A 16,584-nucleotide genomic window follows, 5' to 3' on the forward strand; every position below is an offset into this window, starting at 1 on the left:
TATCCGCAGGGAATGGCCGCCAAGCGCTTGTTCGACTTCTATTCCGGACAGTTCGACACGCTCGAGATCGACGACAGCCTCTATCGGCTGCCCAAGGCCGAAACCTTGGAGAAATGGCGGGAGCAAGCGCCCGCCGAGTTCCGCTACGCGGTCAAGGCCGCAGCAGCGCTGGCGCGACGAATAATTCGGCTGGCGGTGATCGGTCCCGCGCGTCTGGCGATCCTGCGCCGCTGCATCGCCATGTCTGCGCCCGCCCCAGGGCGATGTCGATGACGCCGTGCGGGAGACCTGCTCTCGCTCGATCGGCGGCGGCAATATCTACGCCCGCCATATCCCATCGAGCAGGATGCCGGCAGCGGCTGAGCGCTGCCGGCGATGTCGTCACGCCGCCTTGGCCTTGCCCTTGAGCCGGGGCAGCAGGCCGCGATCGTTGGCGGGAGCGCCGATCTCGATCCGGCGAGGCTTCATCGCCTCGGGGACCTCACGCACCAGCGCGATCGTCAGCAGACCATCCTCGAGTCCTGCCGAGCGAACCTCGATGAAATCGGCGAGCTGAAAGCGCCGCTCGAAGGAACGCGCGGCGATCCCGCGGTGGAGATAGCCTTCCTGCGACGGGGTGTCCTGCTTGTGGCCGGTCACCACGAGCTGATTCTGCTGGGCGACGATCTCGATCTCGTCGGGGCGAAAGCCGGCCACCGCCAGGGTGATACGGTAGCTGTCGTCGCCGTCCTTGACGAGGTCGAAGGGCGGATAGCCATCGGCAAGGTCCGTCCGCGCACCCGTCTCCAGCAGGTCGAACAGTCGGTCGAAACCGACCGTCGAGCGGCGGTAGGGGCTGAAGTCGAAATTGGTCCTCATATCCAAATCCTCCTGTGAGCAATCTGAGCATGGGAAGCGCCGCAAGGGCGGCGCTCTCGCGTTGCCGGGCCCGTCAGGCACCCGGCGGTGGGCGAGATAATTTTCACCGGGCGATCGTCAAGGGCAGCGAACGAGGGGCGTCGAAAAAATTTTAATCGCGCCGAAACAGCGACTTCGGACCTCTTGACGAAGACCCCGGAGCGCACAAAATCTTATGCGGCGAGTCCGCTATATGGAATGAGTGACTGGAAGAAAGGAGGCAAAGCCATGTCCCTCTCCCATTTCCGCCATCCGTTCGACATTGCCAAACATCCGACCCTCGAACCCGAGGTCAAGCGTGCCATCCTGGCCTCCTGGGCCTCCGATGCCGCCGCCGTCGCAGACCGGCCATCCTTGCGAAGACCCGATCGCCGCGGTCCGCCGGTGGCGTTCGACGAAGTCATCTCGGCACTGAAATCGCTCGATGGATAGGAGAAGAAGATGTCCGAAAATTTCCTGCGCTACCTCGAACGCGAGCATGCGAGGCTCGAAGCGGCGATCGCCGAGCAGCAGCGTCGGCTTTGGCCCGACGATGCCGAAATCGCACGGCTCAAGAAAGCCAAGCTGCTGGTAAAGGACCAGCTCGCGCGCTGGCGGAACGAAGCCTTCGACGACGTCGCCGCCTGAGAGGGGGAGCGGCCGATCCCAAGGCCCGACGCAGCGCTTCGGCAAGTATGACGGCGCCGCCATGTCCCAGCGGCGCCGTCATTTCCGATCCCATGGGTAGCGCGTCAGCGACTGCCGCCGACCGGGGCATCCGCGCCGTCCTTCGGATGGTCGTCCTCGAGCGGCGGCATCGCTCCGCCGCCGCCGGCCGCATCGCTGTCGAAGTCCTCGGCACCGCCAGCGCCGCCGGCGCCGGCACCGCTCCCAACCACGACGCCACTGCCCGATTGCGGCGCACGCTTGCCCCGATTCTGCTCGGCGCTCAACGCCGCCTTGTTGATCGGGGGACCGGCTTGGGGACGCTGCGGTGCCTCGTCGCCAGTGTAGCCGGTCTGCAGCTTGGGGTCCTCGTAAACATCCTTGCTCATGGCTGAACCTCGCTCTCGTGACGCTGATTCCCGATAGAACGTCAACCCGAGCGATCCGCACGGGTTCCGGCCGCTCGCCACGCGGAGAAAAGGCAAGCGGTCAGCCGCGCCGGCATGGTCGCAAGCAGCGGCTCAGGATCGGGCGAAACTATCGTCGAGAAAGCCGCGCAGCGCCGCCCAGGACTGGATGTCGGCGGACCGGTCATAGGCCATCCGTGTATCGCCGAGGCCATTGACGGCCTCGTTGGTGAAGCTGTGGAGGGCCCGGCCGTAGACGATAAGCTGCCAGTCCGCGTCGGCGGCCGCCATCTCCGCCTGAAAGGCGGTCACGTCGTCGGGCGGCACCAGCGGATCGCGGGCGCCCGTGCACGCGAGGACACGCGCCGCCACGCCGCCCCGTTGCGCCGGTGCCGCCGTCGTCAGCAGGCCGTGAAAGCTTGCCACCGCGCGAACCGTCGAACCCGCCCGTGCCAGCTCGAGCACCGCATAGCCGCCGAAACAATAGCCGATCGCGGCGATCCGATCGGACGTGAAGCCTGTCGCGGCGATCAACGCGTCGAGGCCCGCCGCGACGCGGCGGCGCAGCGACGGCGGGTCGGCGCGAAAGCGGGCCATGGCCGGGCCGATCGCGTCGTCGGCGAGCGTGCGCCCGCCACCATGCAGATCGGCCGCCGCCGCGACATAGCCGAGTTCGGCCAGCATCGCGCAGCGCCGACGAACATTGCCGCCGATGCCGTCGGCCTCGTGAACGACCAATATCGCGCGGCCATTGGCCGGCCCAGCGGGCCGGTGCAGTTCGCCCAGCAGCCCGACATCGCCATCGGCGTAGCGGAATTCCTGGATCACGCGTTCCTCCCCGGTCGTTCGACGATCGCGGCGACGACGGCGATCCGTTCGACATCGGCATAGGCGACGCCCGACAGCTCCTCGCCGAAGACATCGGGATCGAGCTCGCGATATCGCAACTGCGAGCCGGTCCGGCCCGCAAGCGCGCCGAGCTCGTCGCCGAACGGATCGGCGCCATCGATGATCGCGCTGCCTGTGTAGAGGATCAGCCGGCCACCCGGGGCAAGCCGCGCGATCGCCATGCGCGCCATATCGAGCGCCACCGCCGCCCCGTGCATGCCGCCGCCGTCGCGATAGTCGCGTCCGGACGGGTCGACGATATAAGGCGGGTTGGCCAGGATGACGTCGATCGGATCGCCGATCCCGCCGAGATCGCTGCCGAGCACGGCCGCCGCATCCACGCCGGCCGCCGCGACATTGATGGCGGCGTAGCGCAGCGCCCGGGGGTTGATGTCGGTCATCGTGATCCGCGCGCCCGGACAACGCCGGGCGGCGGCAACCGCCCCAACCCCCGCCCCCGTCCCCACATCGACGATATGCGCGCCCGATGCCGGCCGCATCGCATCGAGTTCGGTCCGGATCAACGCCGTGAAGCGATAGCTGTCCGGTCCGAAGAAGACCGCATCCTCCGCGGTCGTCGGATAGGCGGAATGGCAATAGAGATCGCCGTCGAGCGAGGAGACACGCAGCAGGCTGCGCACGAACGCACCGCGCCGTTCGACCAGATCGAGCGATTCCAGCGCGGCCAGGATCGCGGGTTCGACCTCGTCGCGCGCGACCGGCAGGCTCCATCCAAGCAGGTCGCGCGTCGTACGACCGATACGGCGATCCCGACGCGCCAGGACGCGGCCGTGCGTCGCCGGGGTCGGCGTGACGAAGCGGTAGCCGCTCGCCTTCAATCGGGAGAGCAGGTCGAGCAGCAGGATATCGCCGGCGTCGGACGCCGCATCGCATCGATCGTCGGGCATCGTGCTCATAAGGCCGTCACGCCCTGGCTCGGAATGGCTTGGTCCCGGATCGCAGCCAGCGGCCGGCAGAGGCCGCCCGATCGGCCGCTCAGGAAATGGTGGATTAACATTGGCCGTCCCTCGTTGCCCGTAGATTGATCGGGAACGTAACGCATCGACGGTCGAGCCGGTCCATCTTGGTCAGAGACGCTAACGCAGATCAGTTCTGCATCCAGTGCGCAACCGGTGCGGCTCCGAAGGGTTTATCCGTCAAGCAAACTCAGAGGATGTATCATGGCGTCTCATTTCAACCGACATGCGGAACATGACGAACGAACGTCGCAGTTCCTGACCGACAGCTTCCAGCGCGGCCTCGCGCACTGGAACCGCGAGCGACTGGCCCCCGGCTTTCCAACCGACGACTGGACGCAGCAGCTCGAGCGCGATCAGCGAATGCTTCGGCTCGAAGGGGCTTTTCTCGAGACGTTGCGTGACGGCGTCGCCGCCGAGGCCGCGGCGGCACCGGACGACGCCGACGGCTTCGTGGCCTGGTTCGAAAATCTCAAGGAGGTCGGCCCCGGTCAGGGTGATCCGCTGTTCCCCTGGCTCGCCGAGCAGGCGACCCGGGAAGAGCTCACCTGGTTCTTCGAGCAGGAAGCGGCCGGCGAAGCCGGCTTCGACGACCTCGTCGCACTGACGCAGGTCAAGCTGCCGGTATCGGCGAAGCTCGAGCTCGCGCGCAACTATTGGGACGAGATGGGACGTGGCAACGTCCGCGGGATGCATGGGCCCATGCTCGATGCGCTGGTCGAGACCCTCGAGGTGCGGCCGGTCATCGAAACCACCGTCTGGGAAAGCTTGGCGCTCGCCAATGCGATGACGGCGATGGCGACCAGCCGACGCTATGCCTGGCACTCGGTCGGCGCGCTCGGCGTCATCGAACTGACCGCACCGGGACGCTCGGCCTGCGTCGCCAAAGGTCTGCGGCGGATCGGATTATCGGACAAGGAGCGTCGCTACTTCGATCTCCACGCCGTTCTCGACATCAAGCACAGCGCCGACTGGAATCGCGAAGTGCTCCGCCCGCTGGTGGAGGAGGACCCGCGCCGGGCCAGCGCCATTGCCGAGGGCGCGTTGATCCGGCTTCACTGCGGGTTGCGATGCTTCGAGCGTTATCGCGCCCGCTTGTGGGCCTAGCCCCCACGCGCCGCGCCGCGCGGCTCAAATGGATATCGCGGCTGACACTGCTCGCGCTCCTGCTCGGCCTGGCCGGCGGAGCCCTGATGGCGCGGCTCGCTCCGGTGGGAAGGGAGGCGGTGCTCGCCGTCGCCGATCCCACGGGCAAGCTGTGGCTCGACGGACTGACGATGACGATCGTCCCGCTCGTCTTCGGCCTGCTCGTCAACGGCGTGGCCAGCGCCGCGTCGGGGGCTGCCGGTAACAGCGTCGCGACCCGCGCGGTCACCTGGTTCGCCTTGCTGCTGCTGGGCGCCTGCCTGCTGGCGGCCGCGGCGACGTCGACCGCGTTGCATGTCTTTCCGGTCCCGGCGGAAGCGATGACCCTGCACAGCGACACCCCGGCACCCGAACTGGCGGCGCCGGGCGCGTGGCTGGCCGGGCTCGTTCCGACCAACCCGATCAAGGCGGCGGCCGACGGCGCGATCGTTCCGCTGGTGATCTTCGCGTTGCTCTTCGGCCTGGCCGCAGTCCGCATCGAGAGCCAGCTCAGCGACGCGATCCTGACCTTTTTCCGTGCCCTCGTCGAAACCATGCTGGTGATCGTCGGCTGGGTGCTCGTGCTGGCGCCGCTCGGCGTCTTCGCGCTGTCGCTGGGGGTCGGCGCGCGGGTCGGGCTTTCAGCCGCGGGGGCCCTGGTCCATTATATCCTGATCGCCGCCGGCGCCTGTTGCCTCGCGACCGTGCTGGCCTATGGCGCCGCGATCGTCGCGGGCCGGATATCGCCGCTCGGGTTCGCCCGCGCCGCGCTCCCGGCCCAAGTCGTCGCGCTGAGCACCCAGTCGTCGCTCGCGACGCTGCCCGCGATGATCGCGTCCGCCCCCGCGCTGCGGGTATCGGCGGCGAGCGCCGCGATCATCCTGCCGCTCGCCGTGTCGCTGTTCCGCGCCGCGAGCGCGGCGGCCAATGTCGCCGTCGCGATCTACCTCGCGCATCTTCACGCCGTCCCGCTGACCACCGGGACGATCCTGCTCGGCGCGCTGGTCGCCGTCCCGATCAGCCTCGCGGCGGTCGGCCTCCCCGCCCAGGTTTCCTTCTTCGCGACGATCGGACCGGTCTGCCTCGCCATGGGGGTCCCGCTCACGCTGTTGCCCCTGCTGCTGGCGGTCGAGACGATTCCCGATATTTTCCGCACATTGGGTAACGTCACCGCCGATCTCGCGGTCCTGCGGATCGCGGGCGCGCCGGCTTCCGACCGAACCAGCGCAACCGGGCTCGATGCGCCGGAACGGCACCCCGGCGCATGACCGGTCGCTCCGCACCTTAGGCTCGCATATGGCCGTTCTCCGCTCCTATCGAGCGGCCATCACGAGCGATCGGAACCGCTGCTGCTGTTCGATCCGCCGCTCCGCCTGTGGGGTGGGCCCTCGCCGACCCGATCCTTCGCTCGTTGCAGACAGCTCGAGCAGTATTATGGCTAAATCCGCGTCAGGCGACCTGGATATCGAAGGCGAACCAGGCGCTCTGGCTGTGATCATATGTCTGCACGAGTTGGCCCGCCACCGTGATCGAATAGTGGCTCGATGAGGCTCGATCGTAACCGCGAGCCGTCGTGCCGTCGACCTCAAGCGATACGAAAGCCTTTTCCCCCGCATCGTAAAGTTCGGGAAGCGTGCCGCCGAACCGCGCCGATCGATCGCCGTCGAAGCCTTGCAGGTGCTCGCCGCGCGATTCCGCGGCGATCCGCAAATGCTTCCCTGCGGAGTGGTCGTAGAGGCCCGCCACTTTCTTGCCGGTGATGAAGGCGTAGGCGGCGGCGGCGACCATTGCGCGGGTGTGCGGTACCATGTCGCCACCTGGCATCAGGGCGACCGGGAAAGCAAGCGGTCTTCGCGCGGCCCAGGGCATCGGTCCGCGCCGCCGCTCCTCAGTTCCCTACCGGCCGACCTGCTTTCCAGACCGAATGGATGGCGGTGGAATCCTCATGGAGAAGCGCGATGTCCGACAGGGGATTTCCGTCGATGACCAGGAGGTCGGCAAAGGCGCCCGGCGCGATGGTCCCCAGCTGGCCGTCCATCCCCAGGATCGATGCGTTCACCGAAGTCGCCGACTGCAGGGTCTCGAACGGCGTCTCCACCTGGGCCCTCAGGCGAAACTCGTCTCGCTGATGCCTGTGCAGCGGCCCCAGCAGATCGGTGCCGAACCCCAGCCTCACCCCCGCCGCCCGACAGATGCGGATGGCCTCGATGCCCTGCCCCGCGACTTCTACGAGCTTGGTCATCAGGTGCTCGGGGGCACCCGACTCCGCGCCGCTGCGGCGAAAAGCCTCGTAGGTGGCGAGCGTCGGCACGACGAAGGCGCCGGCTTCCGCGACCGCGCGGGCAGCCGCCTCGTCGATCAGATTGCCATGTTCGATCGTCCGCACCCCCAGCCTGACGGCGCGCGCGATCGTCTCCGCGGTATAGGCATGGGCCGCGACATAAGACCGGCGGCGGGTGGCCTCGTCGACGATCGCGGCAATCTCCTCCTCGGAGAATTGCAGCATCCAGATCGGATCGCTGGGCGAGGCGATGCCGCCCGACACGAAGATCTTCAGATGGTGCGCGCCCTGCCGCAGCGCCTCGCGCGCGGCCTTGCGCATCGCGTCGACCCCGTCGACCCGCTTGGCGAGGATGCCGCGCCCGCTGCATCCGCACAGCTCCTCGGTCTCATGCGGCGCGCGGATGTCGCCATGGCCGCCGCTCTGGCTAAAGGCATGGCCGCAATAGAAGAGCCGCGGGCCGGCGATCCAGCCCTCCTCGATCGCCCGCCACAGACCGTAATCGCCGCCGCCGACGTCGCGCACGGTGGTGAAGCCGCGCCCCAGCGCATCTTCCATCAGGTGTCGGGCCCGCTGCGCCAGATAGGTCGGCGGAAGCTTCTCCAGCTTCACGAAGTCGATATCCGACGCATAGGCATGGAAATGGGCGTCGATCAGGCCCGGGATCACGCACCGTCCTTCCAGATCGACGGTCTCGTCGGCGGAAGGGGCATCGTCGAGACCGTGGATCGCGGCGATCCTGTCGCCCTCGATCAGGATCGAGGCATCCTCGATCAGCTCGGGATGGACGCCGTCGAATATGCGGAGGTTGCGGAGAAGCGTGCGGGGCATCGGATTTCCTGCGTGTGGAGAGTCAGGCCGGGCCGAGGCGGACGACGATCTTTCCCGCCTGGTCGTGGCTGTCGAGCCGACGATAGGCGCCGATCACGTCGTCGAAGCCGAACCGGCTGTCGATGCGCGGGCGCAGGCCGGCGTGGACCGCCTTTTCGACGAAGGCGATGCCCCGGCGCAGCTCGCCTGGATGGCGGACATGGTTGAACACCGAATAGGGGTGGACGATCGCAGCCCGGCGCACGAGCCGGACGATATCCAGTTCGGTCGTCGCCCCCGACAACAAGCCGTAGATGAAGATCCGGGCATCGTCGGCCAGCGCGTCGAGATAGTCGGCCATGAACGGACCCGCGACCGGATCGAACACCACCCGCACCCCGCTCCCGTCGGTGATGCGGGCGATGGCATCGGCGAGGGGCTCCCCGCCGTCGAGCGCGACGACGGCGTCGGCGCCGGCCTCCCGGATCACCGCGGCCTTCGCGCTGGTCCGGCTCGTGGCGATCACCCGTGCGCCGCACAGCTTGGCGACCTGTATCGCGGCCAGCCCCGCGCTGCTGCTGGCCGCCGGGATCAGGACATGGTCGGACGGCCCCACCGCCGCGATCTCCACCAGCGGGAAATAGGCGGTCAGATATTGCATCCACAGCGATGCTGCCTCGACCGCGTCGAGTTCCTCGGGCCAGGGCGCAACATAGGCGGCTGGCACGGTCGCCAGTTCACCCTGCACCCCGTGGGTCGAGGAATGGAAGGGGATGGTGCACACGCGCCGGCCGACCAGCGCGGGATCGACCGAGGCGCCGACCGCCACGACCGTGCCGGCACATTCGGAACCGATCCGCGAGGGCAGGGCCGGCGACGAATAATGCTCGCCCCGGCAATAGAGCCAGTCCGCCCGGTTGAGCGCGAAGGCATCGACCCGGATCGTCACCTCCCCGTCGCCCGGTGGCGTCGCGGCTATCTCTTCGACCGCCAGCACATCCACCGGGTCGCCGAGCCGGTGGAAGCGGACGGCGCGAAAGCTGGCGGTCACGCGTCGCCCTCCCCGGCCACCAGCCCATAGTCGCGCCGCGCCTGCTCGGCGGTGATGTAACCGTCGCGCAGGTCGCGGCGGACGGCGTCGCGATCCCGATCGCGCGGGTCGCCATGGCCGCCGCCGGTGGCGGAAAAGATGCGGATCACCTCGTCCTTGCGGACCGGGACGGTGGTGCACATCGTATGCCGGTCGCGGCTGCCGTCCCGCCGGTGGATCTCGGCATAGTTGGTCGACCCTTCCTGGCCGCCGTCAAGCGCCCAGGGCCGCGCCGAACTGCGCGAGACGGCATAGGTGAGGAAGGCTTCCTCGCTCGTCACCCGATAGTCGAGCACCACGCCCTTGCCGCCGCGATAGCGGCCTGCGCCGCCGTCCTCGTTGTGGAAGGCATATTGGTCGACCTCGATCGCGTAGCGGCTCTCGAACAGCTCGCAGGGGATGTTGTAGGTCTCGCCATTGGCGCAGCAGAACTGACCATTGTCACCGTCGAGCCCCGCCGATGCGCCCCAGCCGCCGACCAGCGGCTCGCCCATCACGAACAGCTCGCCGGTCTCCGGGGTCAGGCCCGAGATGAAGGTCGCGCCGACGGTGCGCTGATGGCCGGCCGGCAGGCGGTTGGGCAACACGGGTGCCAGCGCCTTCCAGAAGGAGTCGATCGCGGCGATCAGCGGCTCATAATAGAGCGACACCGGCGCCGGCGCCTGCGCGCTGATGATCGTGCCCGGCGGACAGATGATGCGCAGCGGGCGGAAGCAGCCGCCATTGGCCGGGATCTCGGGATTGGTGACCGCCTTGAACAGGCAGCGGGCACCGGTGACGAGACCGGTATAGGAGCAGTTGATCGGCCCGGCGGTCTGCGGCGACGAGCCGCTATAGTCGACGATCATCTCCTCGTCGGTGATGGTCACCTTCACCCGGATGACGAAGGGGCCGTTGCCGACGCCGTCCTCCTCGACGATGTCCTCGGCCTCGAAGACGCCCTTGGGAAGCTTGGCCAGCTCGGCGCGGGTCATCCGCTCGCCATAGTCGAGCAGCTCGTCCATGGCGGTGAGCAGCTGGTCGCGGCCATAGCGGTTCAGCAGTTCGTCGATCCGCCGCGCGCCCACCCGCGCCGCGGCGACCCCGGCGTGCATGTCGCCGATCGTCGAATCCGGCAGGCGGACATTGTCGCGGATCAGCTGGACCAGCGACTGGTTGATCGCCCCGCGGTCGTACAGCTTGAGGAAGGTGAAGCGCAGCCCCTCCTGATAGATGTCGACCGCGTTGGTCGACACGCTCCCCGGTTGCGCGCCGCCGACCTCGGTCCAGTGCGCCTTGTTGACCGTCCAGGCGATCAGCGTCTCGTCGTCGAACACGGGGACGAGGATGACGACGTCCGACAGATGCGTACCGCCGCCCTCATAGGGCGTGTTGGAGATGAAGACGTCGCCGGGCCGGATCGACGCTGGATCGGGATGATGTTCGAGCAGCGAGACCACCGCCGTGTCGAGCGTCGCGAGGAAGGCGGTAACCCCGTTGCCCTGCGCCAGCAGATTGCCCTTCGCGTCGGTTGCGCCCACCGCGAAGTCGGTGGTCTCGTAGATGATCGGGCTCATGCTGGTCCGGATCATCGCGTTGAACATCTCTTCGCCGAGCGCGACGATGGCATCCTTGATGATCTCGATCGTGAAGATGTCGTGCTGCACTGTCCCGCTCCTCAGGCCGTGAGATGGATGTGGTAGTTGCCGAACCGGTCGACCGAGGCGCGGTGCGGCGGCGGGACGACACAGGTCACCGAGGGCTCCTGCACGATGGCGGGCCCGGCGAAGCTCATGCCGGGTTCGAGGCGCAGGCCGTCGTAGATCACCGCCTCGTGGATGCCATGCTGGTCGAAGTCGACCGTCCGGCGGCCGATCACCGTCGCCTCCAGCGCCAGGCCGGTCACCGGCTTCTCCGCCAGGTCGGGCTTGGCCACCACCACCGTCGCGACGAGGTGGAAATTGACGATCTCGATCGGATTGGGCAGCCGGTAGGTGAAGCGCTTCTCATGCGCCGCGTGGAAGGCGTCTCGCGTCGCGTCGATGTCGATCGCGCCATCGGCCGAGCGCGCCACGGCGATCTTCACCGTATGCTCCTGGCCGATATAGCGCATGTCGAGGAAATGCTCGAAGCCGACCTCTTCCTGGCCATAGTCGTCGGCCGCCTGCCGTTCGATCGTGGCGAACCCGTCCGCCATCGCCGGTACGGAATCGGGATGGAGCCGGGTCAGGCGGGTCTGGAGATAATCGCGGCGCAGGTCGGTCAGCAGCATGCCCCAGGCCGAGAAGACCGAGGAGTTGACCGGCACGATCACATGCGGGACGCGCAGTTCCTCGGCCAGCGCGACGGCGTGCATCGCCCCGCCCCCGCCGAACGCCATCAGCGCGAAGTCGCGCGGGTCGTAGCCCTTGTTGGTCGACACCAGACGCAGCGCCGCGGTCATGTTGGCATTGGCGATGCGGACGATGCCGCGGGCGACCTCCTCCTTCGACAGGCCCAGCCGTTCCTGGAGCGGCGCGAAGGCGCCGTCCACCGCGGCCCAGTCGGGCTCGCGCTCGCCGCCGACGAAGCTCGCGGGATCGATACGGCCCAGCACCAGGTTGGCGTCGGTGGTTGTGGCGTTGGTGCCGCCATGGCCATAGGCCGCCGGTCCCGGCCGGGCGCCGGCCGACTTCGGCCCGACATGGAGCTTGCCGCCCTCGTCGATCCAGGCGATCGACCCGCCGCCATTGCCGATCTCGACGATCTCCGACACCGCGGTCTGGATCGGATAGCCGGGATTACGGGCGTCGCGCTCGATATGATATTCGGTGGTGACCTTGACCTCGCCGCCCTCGACCAGGGTGCATTTCGCGGTGGTCCCGCCGATGTCGAGGACGATCAGGTTCGGCTCGCCGATATGGCCGCCCATATAGGCGGCGGCGAAGATGCCGCTCGCAGGCCCAGATTCGACCATCGCGATCGGGTTGGCCTTGGCCGCCTTGGCGGTGGCGATGCCGCCGTTGGACTGCATCATGTAGAGCGGCCGGTCATAGCCGCCGTCCTTCAGCTGGTCCTCCAGCCGCTCGATGTAGCGCTGCGTGATCGGGTGGACATAGGTCGACAGGACCGTGGTGTTGGTCCGCTCATATTCGCGCCACTCGCGACTCACCTCGTGCGAGGCGAGCACCGAGACCTCGGGCCACAGGCGACGGATCTCGGCGAGCACCGCCTGCTCGTTCGACGGCTCGACATAGGCGTGGAGGAAGGCGACCGCGATCGCCTCGACTCCGTTGCGGCGGAAATCGTCGAGCAGGCCCGGCAGTGGGGCGAGGTCGACCGGGCGCTTAATCGCGCCGCGGAAGGTCACGCGCTCGTCCAGTTCGGCGCGCAGATAGCGCTCGACGAAGGGCTTGGGCTTGCGGAAGTTGAAGTTGAACAGGTCGGGCCGGTTGCCGCGCCCGATCTCGATCACGTCGCGGAAGCCCTTGGTGGTGATCAGCGCCGTCTTCACGCCCTTGCGTTCGGTCAGGGCGTTGATGACCACCGTCGAGCCATGGGCGAAGAAGTCGAGCCGGCTGATCGGCACGCCCGACTTGTCGAGCGCGTTGAGCACCCCTTCGTCAAAATTGGGCGGCGTGGTGTCGGCCTTGGCGGTGCGGACGGCGCCGCACTGCCCGGTCGCGGGATCGACCTCGTAATAGACGAGATCGGTGAAGGTCCCGCCGACGTCGCTGGATGCGCGCACCTTGTTACTCCTGCTCTTCGGCGACGAGGAAATAGACGACGCGGCCGGCCGACAGCGTCAGCGTCGCATGGGGCTCGCCCGCCGGAATGACGACCAGGCTGTCGCGCTCGACCCGGGTTGTCCCGCCGGGGGTCTCGACCTCGAACGAACCGTCGAGGATGAAGGAAATCTCGGTGCCGGCATGGGCCGAGAAGCCCTCGGCGGGATGGCGCACGCCGGCCGGGAAGGCCGCCATTCCATAGGTGTTGGTCGTGCGCCCCGTCGTGACCTTCTCGCCGAGATTTTCGATCTGGACGACCGCGTCGTCCCACTGCATCGGAAGGATCTGCATGGATATGAGCCCCTGGAGCGGTTTCGAGGCAGATGGAAATATCTGCCGACTCGGAAATCGCTTTAAAACAACATGTTAGAGCGGCCGATCTGATCCAGTCAGGTCGTGAACCGCTCTAGAAGCGAACGCGGTTGCCGATCGGCGGCGGCGCGGCGAAGATGCCGAAGGCCTCGAGTTCGGCCTCCGGCGGCGGGGCGCAGCTCCAGCGGCGGCTGGGCGACCAGTCGAACCGGCGGCGCAGCGAACCGAGATATTCGGCCATGGTGAAGGCGGCGAGGATCGGGTCGATCACCGGCACGCCCAGTTCCTTCTGGACGATCTCGCTCATTCCGAAGGAGCAGGTGCAGCCGAGGATCAGCGCCTCGGCCTTGTCCTCCTCGATCGCGCGCCGGCCCGCTTCCAGGATCCGCGCGGTGGTGAAGTCGCAATCCTTCTGGAGATCGGGCACGCCGATCCCGATCGACCGCGTCGAGGCCAGCTTGTGCGAATAGCCATAGGCCTCGACCCGCTCGCGCATCTGCACCGCCCATTTTTCCTGGCCGATGATGATAGAGAAGCGGTTGGCGAGGTTCGCGGCGATCTGGACCGAGGCCTGGCACGGCGCGACCACGACCGTCCGCCCCGATATCTCGCGGGCGTCCTCCAGCCCCGGATCGTAGAAGCAGCCGATCACCATCGCGTCATAGCCTTCGGCATCGGCCATCCGGGCGAGCCGGACCATGTCGGCGACGATCAGCGCCTCATAGGTCCGATATTCGAGATGGTTGGGCAGCGGCGAGGTGCTGAGCGACACGAGGTCGATCTCGGTACCGGCCGCCTTCACCCCGGCCATCAGCTCGCCCATCGGCGCGTCATAGTCGGGATATCCCACCGGATTGACCCACAACAGCCTGGTCGTCTGCGACATGGCAAAACCTCTCCCTTTCGCCGGCCCCATAGGGCCGGCGGTTCGCGCTTCGGTTGGTGACAGGAGGGGCGCGAGGCGCCCCTCGCGACGATCAGAACCGGACCGACAGATCGATCGACCAAGTCCGTGGCAATCCGGTCTGGGCGAAGCCGCCCAGCACCCACTCGGCATTATATTTCTTGTCGAACAGATTATCGACCGAGGCGATCAGCGACCAGCTGCCGTCGGGCTTCTCGAAGCCCAGCCGGGCGTTGAACAGCTCGTAGCTGCTGCGCGCGGTCGAGTTCTCCGGATCCCAATATTGCTTGCCGTGATGATCGACGTCGCCGCGGGCGAAGAGGCCGATGTCGTCGGTGATCGGGGTGCGGTACTGCAGCCCCATCGACCAGGTGTCCTTCGGCACATAGGGCGTCCGGTTGCCGACCTGGGTCGGATCGACGCCATAGGCCTTGATGCGGCTGCGCGTGTAGCCATAGTTGGCGAAGGCATCGAGCCCGTCGGCGATCTTCGCCTGCGCCTCCAGCTCGAAGCCGGTCGACCGGACCCGGTCGATGTTGACCAGGACCTGCGCGCCGATCGAACCGATGAACACGAAGTAGAGCGGGTTCTCGTCCTTCGTGGTGTAGAAGGTGCCGTTCAGGCGCAGGCGCCTTCCGAACAGGTCGCTCTTGAAGCCCGCCTCGAAGGTCTCGGCCTTTTCCTGCTTGACGACGTCCGACACGCCCGTGACCCCGACCGCGGCCGCGACCGCCGCGACGCCGCTCTGATTGAACTGGCCCGACCGGAAGCCGACGCCCCAGGAGCCGAACAGGTTGACGTCGTCGCTGACCTTGTACTTCGCCGAGAATTTCGGCTGGAACAGGTCATAGCTGTTGCGCTTGATGCAGTTGTCCGGGGTCGCCACCGAGCATCCGGCCGGCAGCGAGCCGGTCTGGTCGGCCCGCACGGCCTGACGCCGGCGATCCTTGTCGTACCGGCCCGCGAAGGACAGTTCGAGACGGTCGGTCAGGTCGTAGGCGACGTTGCCGAACGCCGCCCAGGCGCGGTTGTGGTTGTTGTCTGCCAGGAAGGACAGCGTCGGGTTCGCCGGATTGCCGAATTGCGGCTGCCGCTTGACGGTGACGATCCCCTGGAGGTTGTCGTCGCCGGTCGTCGTCGAGATGAAGCGCTTGGTGTCGAGATAATAGACGCCGGCCATCCAGCGGAACGACTGGTTCGACGGAGAACTGATCCGCAGTTCGTTCGACCAGGCCTTGAGATCCTCATATTGGGTCTGGGTCCCGTCGGTGCCGAACACGTCGACGCTGGCGGTATAGGCGAACTGGTCGCCGGAGATATATTCCTTCACCCGGTCATAGGCGGTGACGTTGGTGATCGTCGCGAAGCCGGCATCATATTGCAGCCGCAGCGACACCTGCCTGGTGGTGCGCAGATTATATCCGAGGTTGGTCGCGCAATAGGTCCGCGACACGCGGTTCGCGTCGGGCGCCGGCCCGCCGAACGGATTGGCCGGATCGAGGAAGCAGGGCCGCGCCGGGTCGAAATTGGCCGACTGATACTGGAAATTGCCGCCGCCGCCTTCGGTGCGGCCATATTGGGCCTTCAGGTCGGCGGTGAAGTCGGGACCGAGCTGGGCAAACAGCTGGCCGCGCAGGTTCAGGTCCTCGCTGCCGTCGACCTTCTTGTCGAGATAGACGTTGCGATAATAGCCGCCCAGATCGCGATAGGCGCCCGACACGCGGAAGCGCAGCGCCTCGCCCGCCAGCGGGCCCGAGACCGAACCCCGCACGCGGTAATCGTCGCCTCGGCCATAGCCTGCCGAAGCCGACCCCTCGAGCTCCTCACTCGGTGCCTTGGTGGTGATCACGATCGCGCCGCCGATGGCGTTCCGGCCATAGAGCGCGCCCTGCGGGCCGCGCAGCACCTCGATCCGCTCGAGGTCGAACAGTTCCTGGGTCAGCTGGCGGGAGGTGACCTGCTGGACGCCGTCGATGACGACCGCCACCGGGCTCTCGCCGTTGCGGACCTGCGATACGCCGCGGATCGTGATGAAGGAAACGCCGGCGCTCTGCGACTGGTTGATCGACACGTTCGGCGTGGACGACAGGAAATCGCTGGCGTCCTCGATCTTGCGGTCGGCGATCGACTGCGCCGAAAAGGCCGTCACCGCGAGGGGAATGTCCTGGATCCGCTCGTTACGAAGCCGCGCGCTGACGACGATGTCCTCGATGCCCTCGGTCTGCCCCGCCGCCGCGTCCTGCTGCGCCCAGGCCGGCACTGCCGCCGCCAGGCACATCGCCGCCACACCACCCTCGAGCATTCGTCTGAACGGACTTGTCATGCTTTTCCCCTTTGGATGTCTCGCCGGCGGGGCTTGGCGCCCCCTTCCGGTCCGTGGTTCCTCCATCGCCGGTGTCGGACCATGGCGGTTTCGAGACAATGTCGGGGAAGCATAGCCCAAGGGAGGATTTCGAGGAGGTGAAGCCGCCTCGATCCCGAAAACCTACCCGAATGGGCAGG

The 16,584-nt window shown here is 67.3% G+C and carries 17 protein-coding genes; 5 read left to right on the plus strand and 12 right to left on the minus strand.

Features of this window, described 5'->3' with window-relative positions; all coding sequences use genetic code 11:
- Positions 1–12 precede the first annotated feature (12 nt).
- On the plus strand, positions 13–273 hold the full coding sequence (locus ASE22_RS20465) for a DUF72 domain-containing protein (RefSeq protein WP_056363932.1): 261 nt from the start codon (positions 13–15) through the stop codon (positions 271–273).
- A 108-nt stretch (positions 274–381) separates the two neighbouring features.
- On the opposite strand, the gene ASE22_RS20470 is transcribed toward ASE22_RS20465, so the two are convergent.
- Positions 382–858, minus strand: coding sequence for an Hsp20 family protein (locus tag ASE22_RS20470; protein ID WP_056363934.1), 477 nt, complete (start codon positions 856–858; stop codon positions 382–384).
- 267 nt (positions 859–1,125) lie between these two features.
- On the opposite strand from ASE22_RS20470, the gene ASE22_RS20475 reads away from it, so the two are divergent.
- Positions 1,126–1,329, plus strand: a complete 204-nt coding sequence (locus ASE22_RS20475) for a hypothetical protein (protein ID WP_056363936.1) — start codon at positions 1,126–1,128, stop codon at positions 1,327–1,329.
- Positions 1,330–1,338: 9 nt separating this feature from the next.
- A complete protein-coding gene (locus tag ASE22_RS20480; RefSeq protein ID WP_056363938.1) occupies positions 1,339–1,524 on the plus strand; it encodes a YdcH family protein in 186 nt (61 codons plus the stop codon).
- Between the two features lie 104 nt (positions 1,525–1,628).
- On the opposite strand, the gene ASE22_RS20485 is transcribed toward ASE22_RS20480, so the two are convergent.
- The 3 genes from ASE22_RS20485 to ASE22_RS20495 form a co-directional block, all read right to left on the minus strand.
- Positions 1,629–1,931, minus strand: coding sequence for a hypothetical protein (locus ASE22_RS20485; protein WP_056363940.1), 303 nt, complete (start codon positions 1,929–1,931; stop codon positions 1,629–1,631).
- Between the two features lie 132 nt (positions 1,932–2,063).
- The gene (locus tag ASE22_RS20490; RefSeq protein ID WP_056363942.1) at positions 2,064–2,777 is read right to left on the minus strand and encodes a dienelactone hydrolase family protein; all 714 of its coding nucleotides are present in this window, start codon (positions 2,775–2,777) and stop codon (positions 2,064–2,066) included.
- The gene (locus ASE22_RS20495) at positions 2,774–3,745 is read right to left on the minus strand and encodes a methyltransferase (protein WP_156397763.1); all 972 of its coding nucleotides are present in this window, start codon (positions 3,743–3,745) and stop codon (positions 2,774–2,776) included. Before ASE22_RS20495 ends, ASE22_RS20490 begins: the two co-directional genes overlap by 4 nt.
- A 273-nt stretch (positions 3,746–4,018) precedes the next feature.
- On the opposite strand from ASE22_RS20495, the gene ASE22_RS20500 reads away from it, so the two are divergent.
- Positions 4,019–4,921: an iron-containing redox enzyme family protein gene (locus ASE22_RS20500; RefSeq protein ID WP_056363945.1), complete on the plus strand. Its 903-nt coding sequence runs from the start codon at positions 4,019–4,021 to the stop codon at positions 4,919–4,921.
- Positions 4,912–6,207 carry a dicarboxylate/amino acid:cation symporter gene (locus ASE22_RS20505; protein WP_162248206.1) on the plus strand — a complete coding sequence of 432 codons (1,296 nt, stop codon included), beginning with the start codon at positions 4,912–4,914 and terminating at the stop codon, positions 6,205–6,207. Before ASE22_RS20500 ends, ASE22_RS20505 begins: the two co-directional genes overlap by 10 nt.
- Before the next feature lie 181 nt (positions 6,208–6,388).
- Here ASE22_RS20505 and ASE22_RS20510 read toward each other — a convergent pair whose 3' ends face one another.
- From ASE22_RS20510 to ASE22_RS20545, 8 genes are all read right to left on the minus strand, one after another.
- Positions 6,389–6,727 carry a hypothetical protein gene (locus tag ASE22_RS20510; protein ID WP_235536472.1) on the minus strand — a complete coding sequence of 113 codons (339 nt, stop codon included), beginning with the start codon at positions 6,725–6,727 and terminating at the stop codon, positions 6,389–6,391.
- A 100-nt stretch (positions 6,728–6,827) separates the two neighbouring features.
- Positions 6,828–8,051: a metal-dependent hydrolase family protein gene (locus tag ASE22_RS20515; protein ID WP_056363949.1), complete on the minus strand. Its 1,224-nt coding sequence runs from the start codon at positions 8,049–8,051 to the stop codon at positions 6,828–6,830.
- Positions 8,052–8,073: 22 nt separating this feature from the next.
- Complete coding sequence (locus tag ASE22_RS20520) at positions 8,074–9,081, minus strand: zinc-dependent alcohol dehydrogenase family protein (protein WP_056363951.1); 1,008 nt, start codon at positions 9,079–9,081, stop codon at positions 8,074–8,076.
- On the minus strand, positions 9,078–10,766 hold the full coding sequence (locus ASE22_RS20525) for a hydantoinase B/oxoprolinase family protein (RefSeq protein ID WP_056363953.1): 1,689 nt from the start codon (positions 10,764–10,766) through the stop codon (positions 9,078–9,080). The genes ASE22_RS20520 and ASE22_RS20525 overlap by 4 nt, the downstream gene beginning before the upstream one ends.
- A gap of 11 nt (positions 10,767–10,777) precedes the next feature.
- Positions 10,778–12,826, minus strand: coding sequence for a hydantoinase/oxoprolinase family protein (locus ASE22_RS20530; RefSeq protein WP_056363955.1), 2,049 nt, complete (start codon positions 12,824–12,826; stop codon positions 10,778–10,780).
- A 4-nt stretch (positions 12,827–12,830) separates the two neighbouring features.
- Positions 12,831–13,157 (minus strand): cupin domain-containing protein, encoded by a 327-nt coding sequence (locus ASE22_RS20535; RefSeq protein ID WP_056363956.1) that lies wholly within the window; start codon positions 13,155–13,157, stop codon positions 12,831–12,833.
- 115 nt (positions 13,158–13,272) lie between these two features.
- A complete protein-coding gene (locus ASE22_RS20540) occupies positions 13,273–14,064 on the minus strand; it encodes an aspartate/glutamate racemase family protein (protein WP_200933130.1) in 792 nt (263 codons plus the stop codon).
- A 91-nt stretch (positions 14,065–14,155) separates the two neighbouring features.
- The gene (locus ASE22_RS20545; RefSeq protein ID WP_235536471.1) at positions 14,156–16,405 is read right to left on the minus strand and encodes a TonB-dependent receptor; all 2,250 of its coding nucleotides are present in this window, start codon (positions 16,403–16,405) and stop codon (positions 14,156–14,158) included.
- Positions 16,406–16,584 lie beyond the last annotated feature (179 nt).

Origin of the sequence: Sphingomonas sp. Root720, assembly GCF_001428605.1 — a bacterium.
GTDB lineage: Bacteria > Pseudomonadota > Alphaproteobacteria > Sphingomonadales > Sphingomonadaceae > Rhizorhabdus.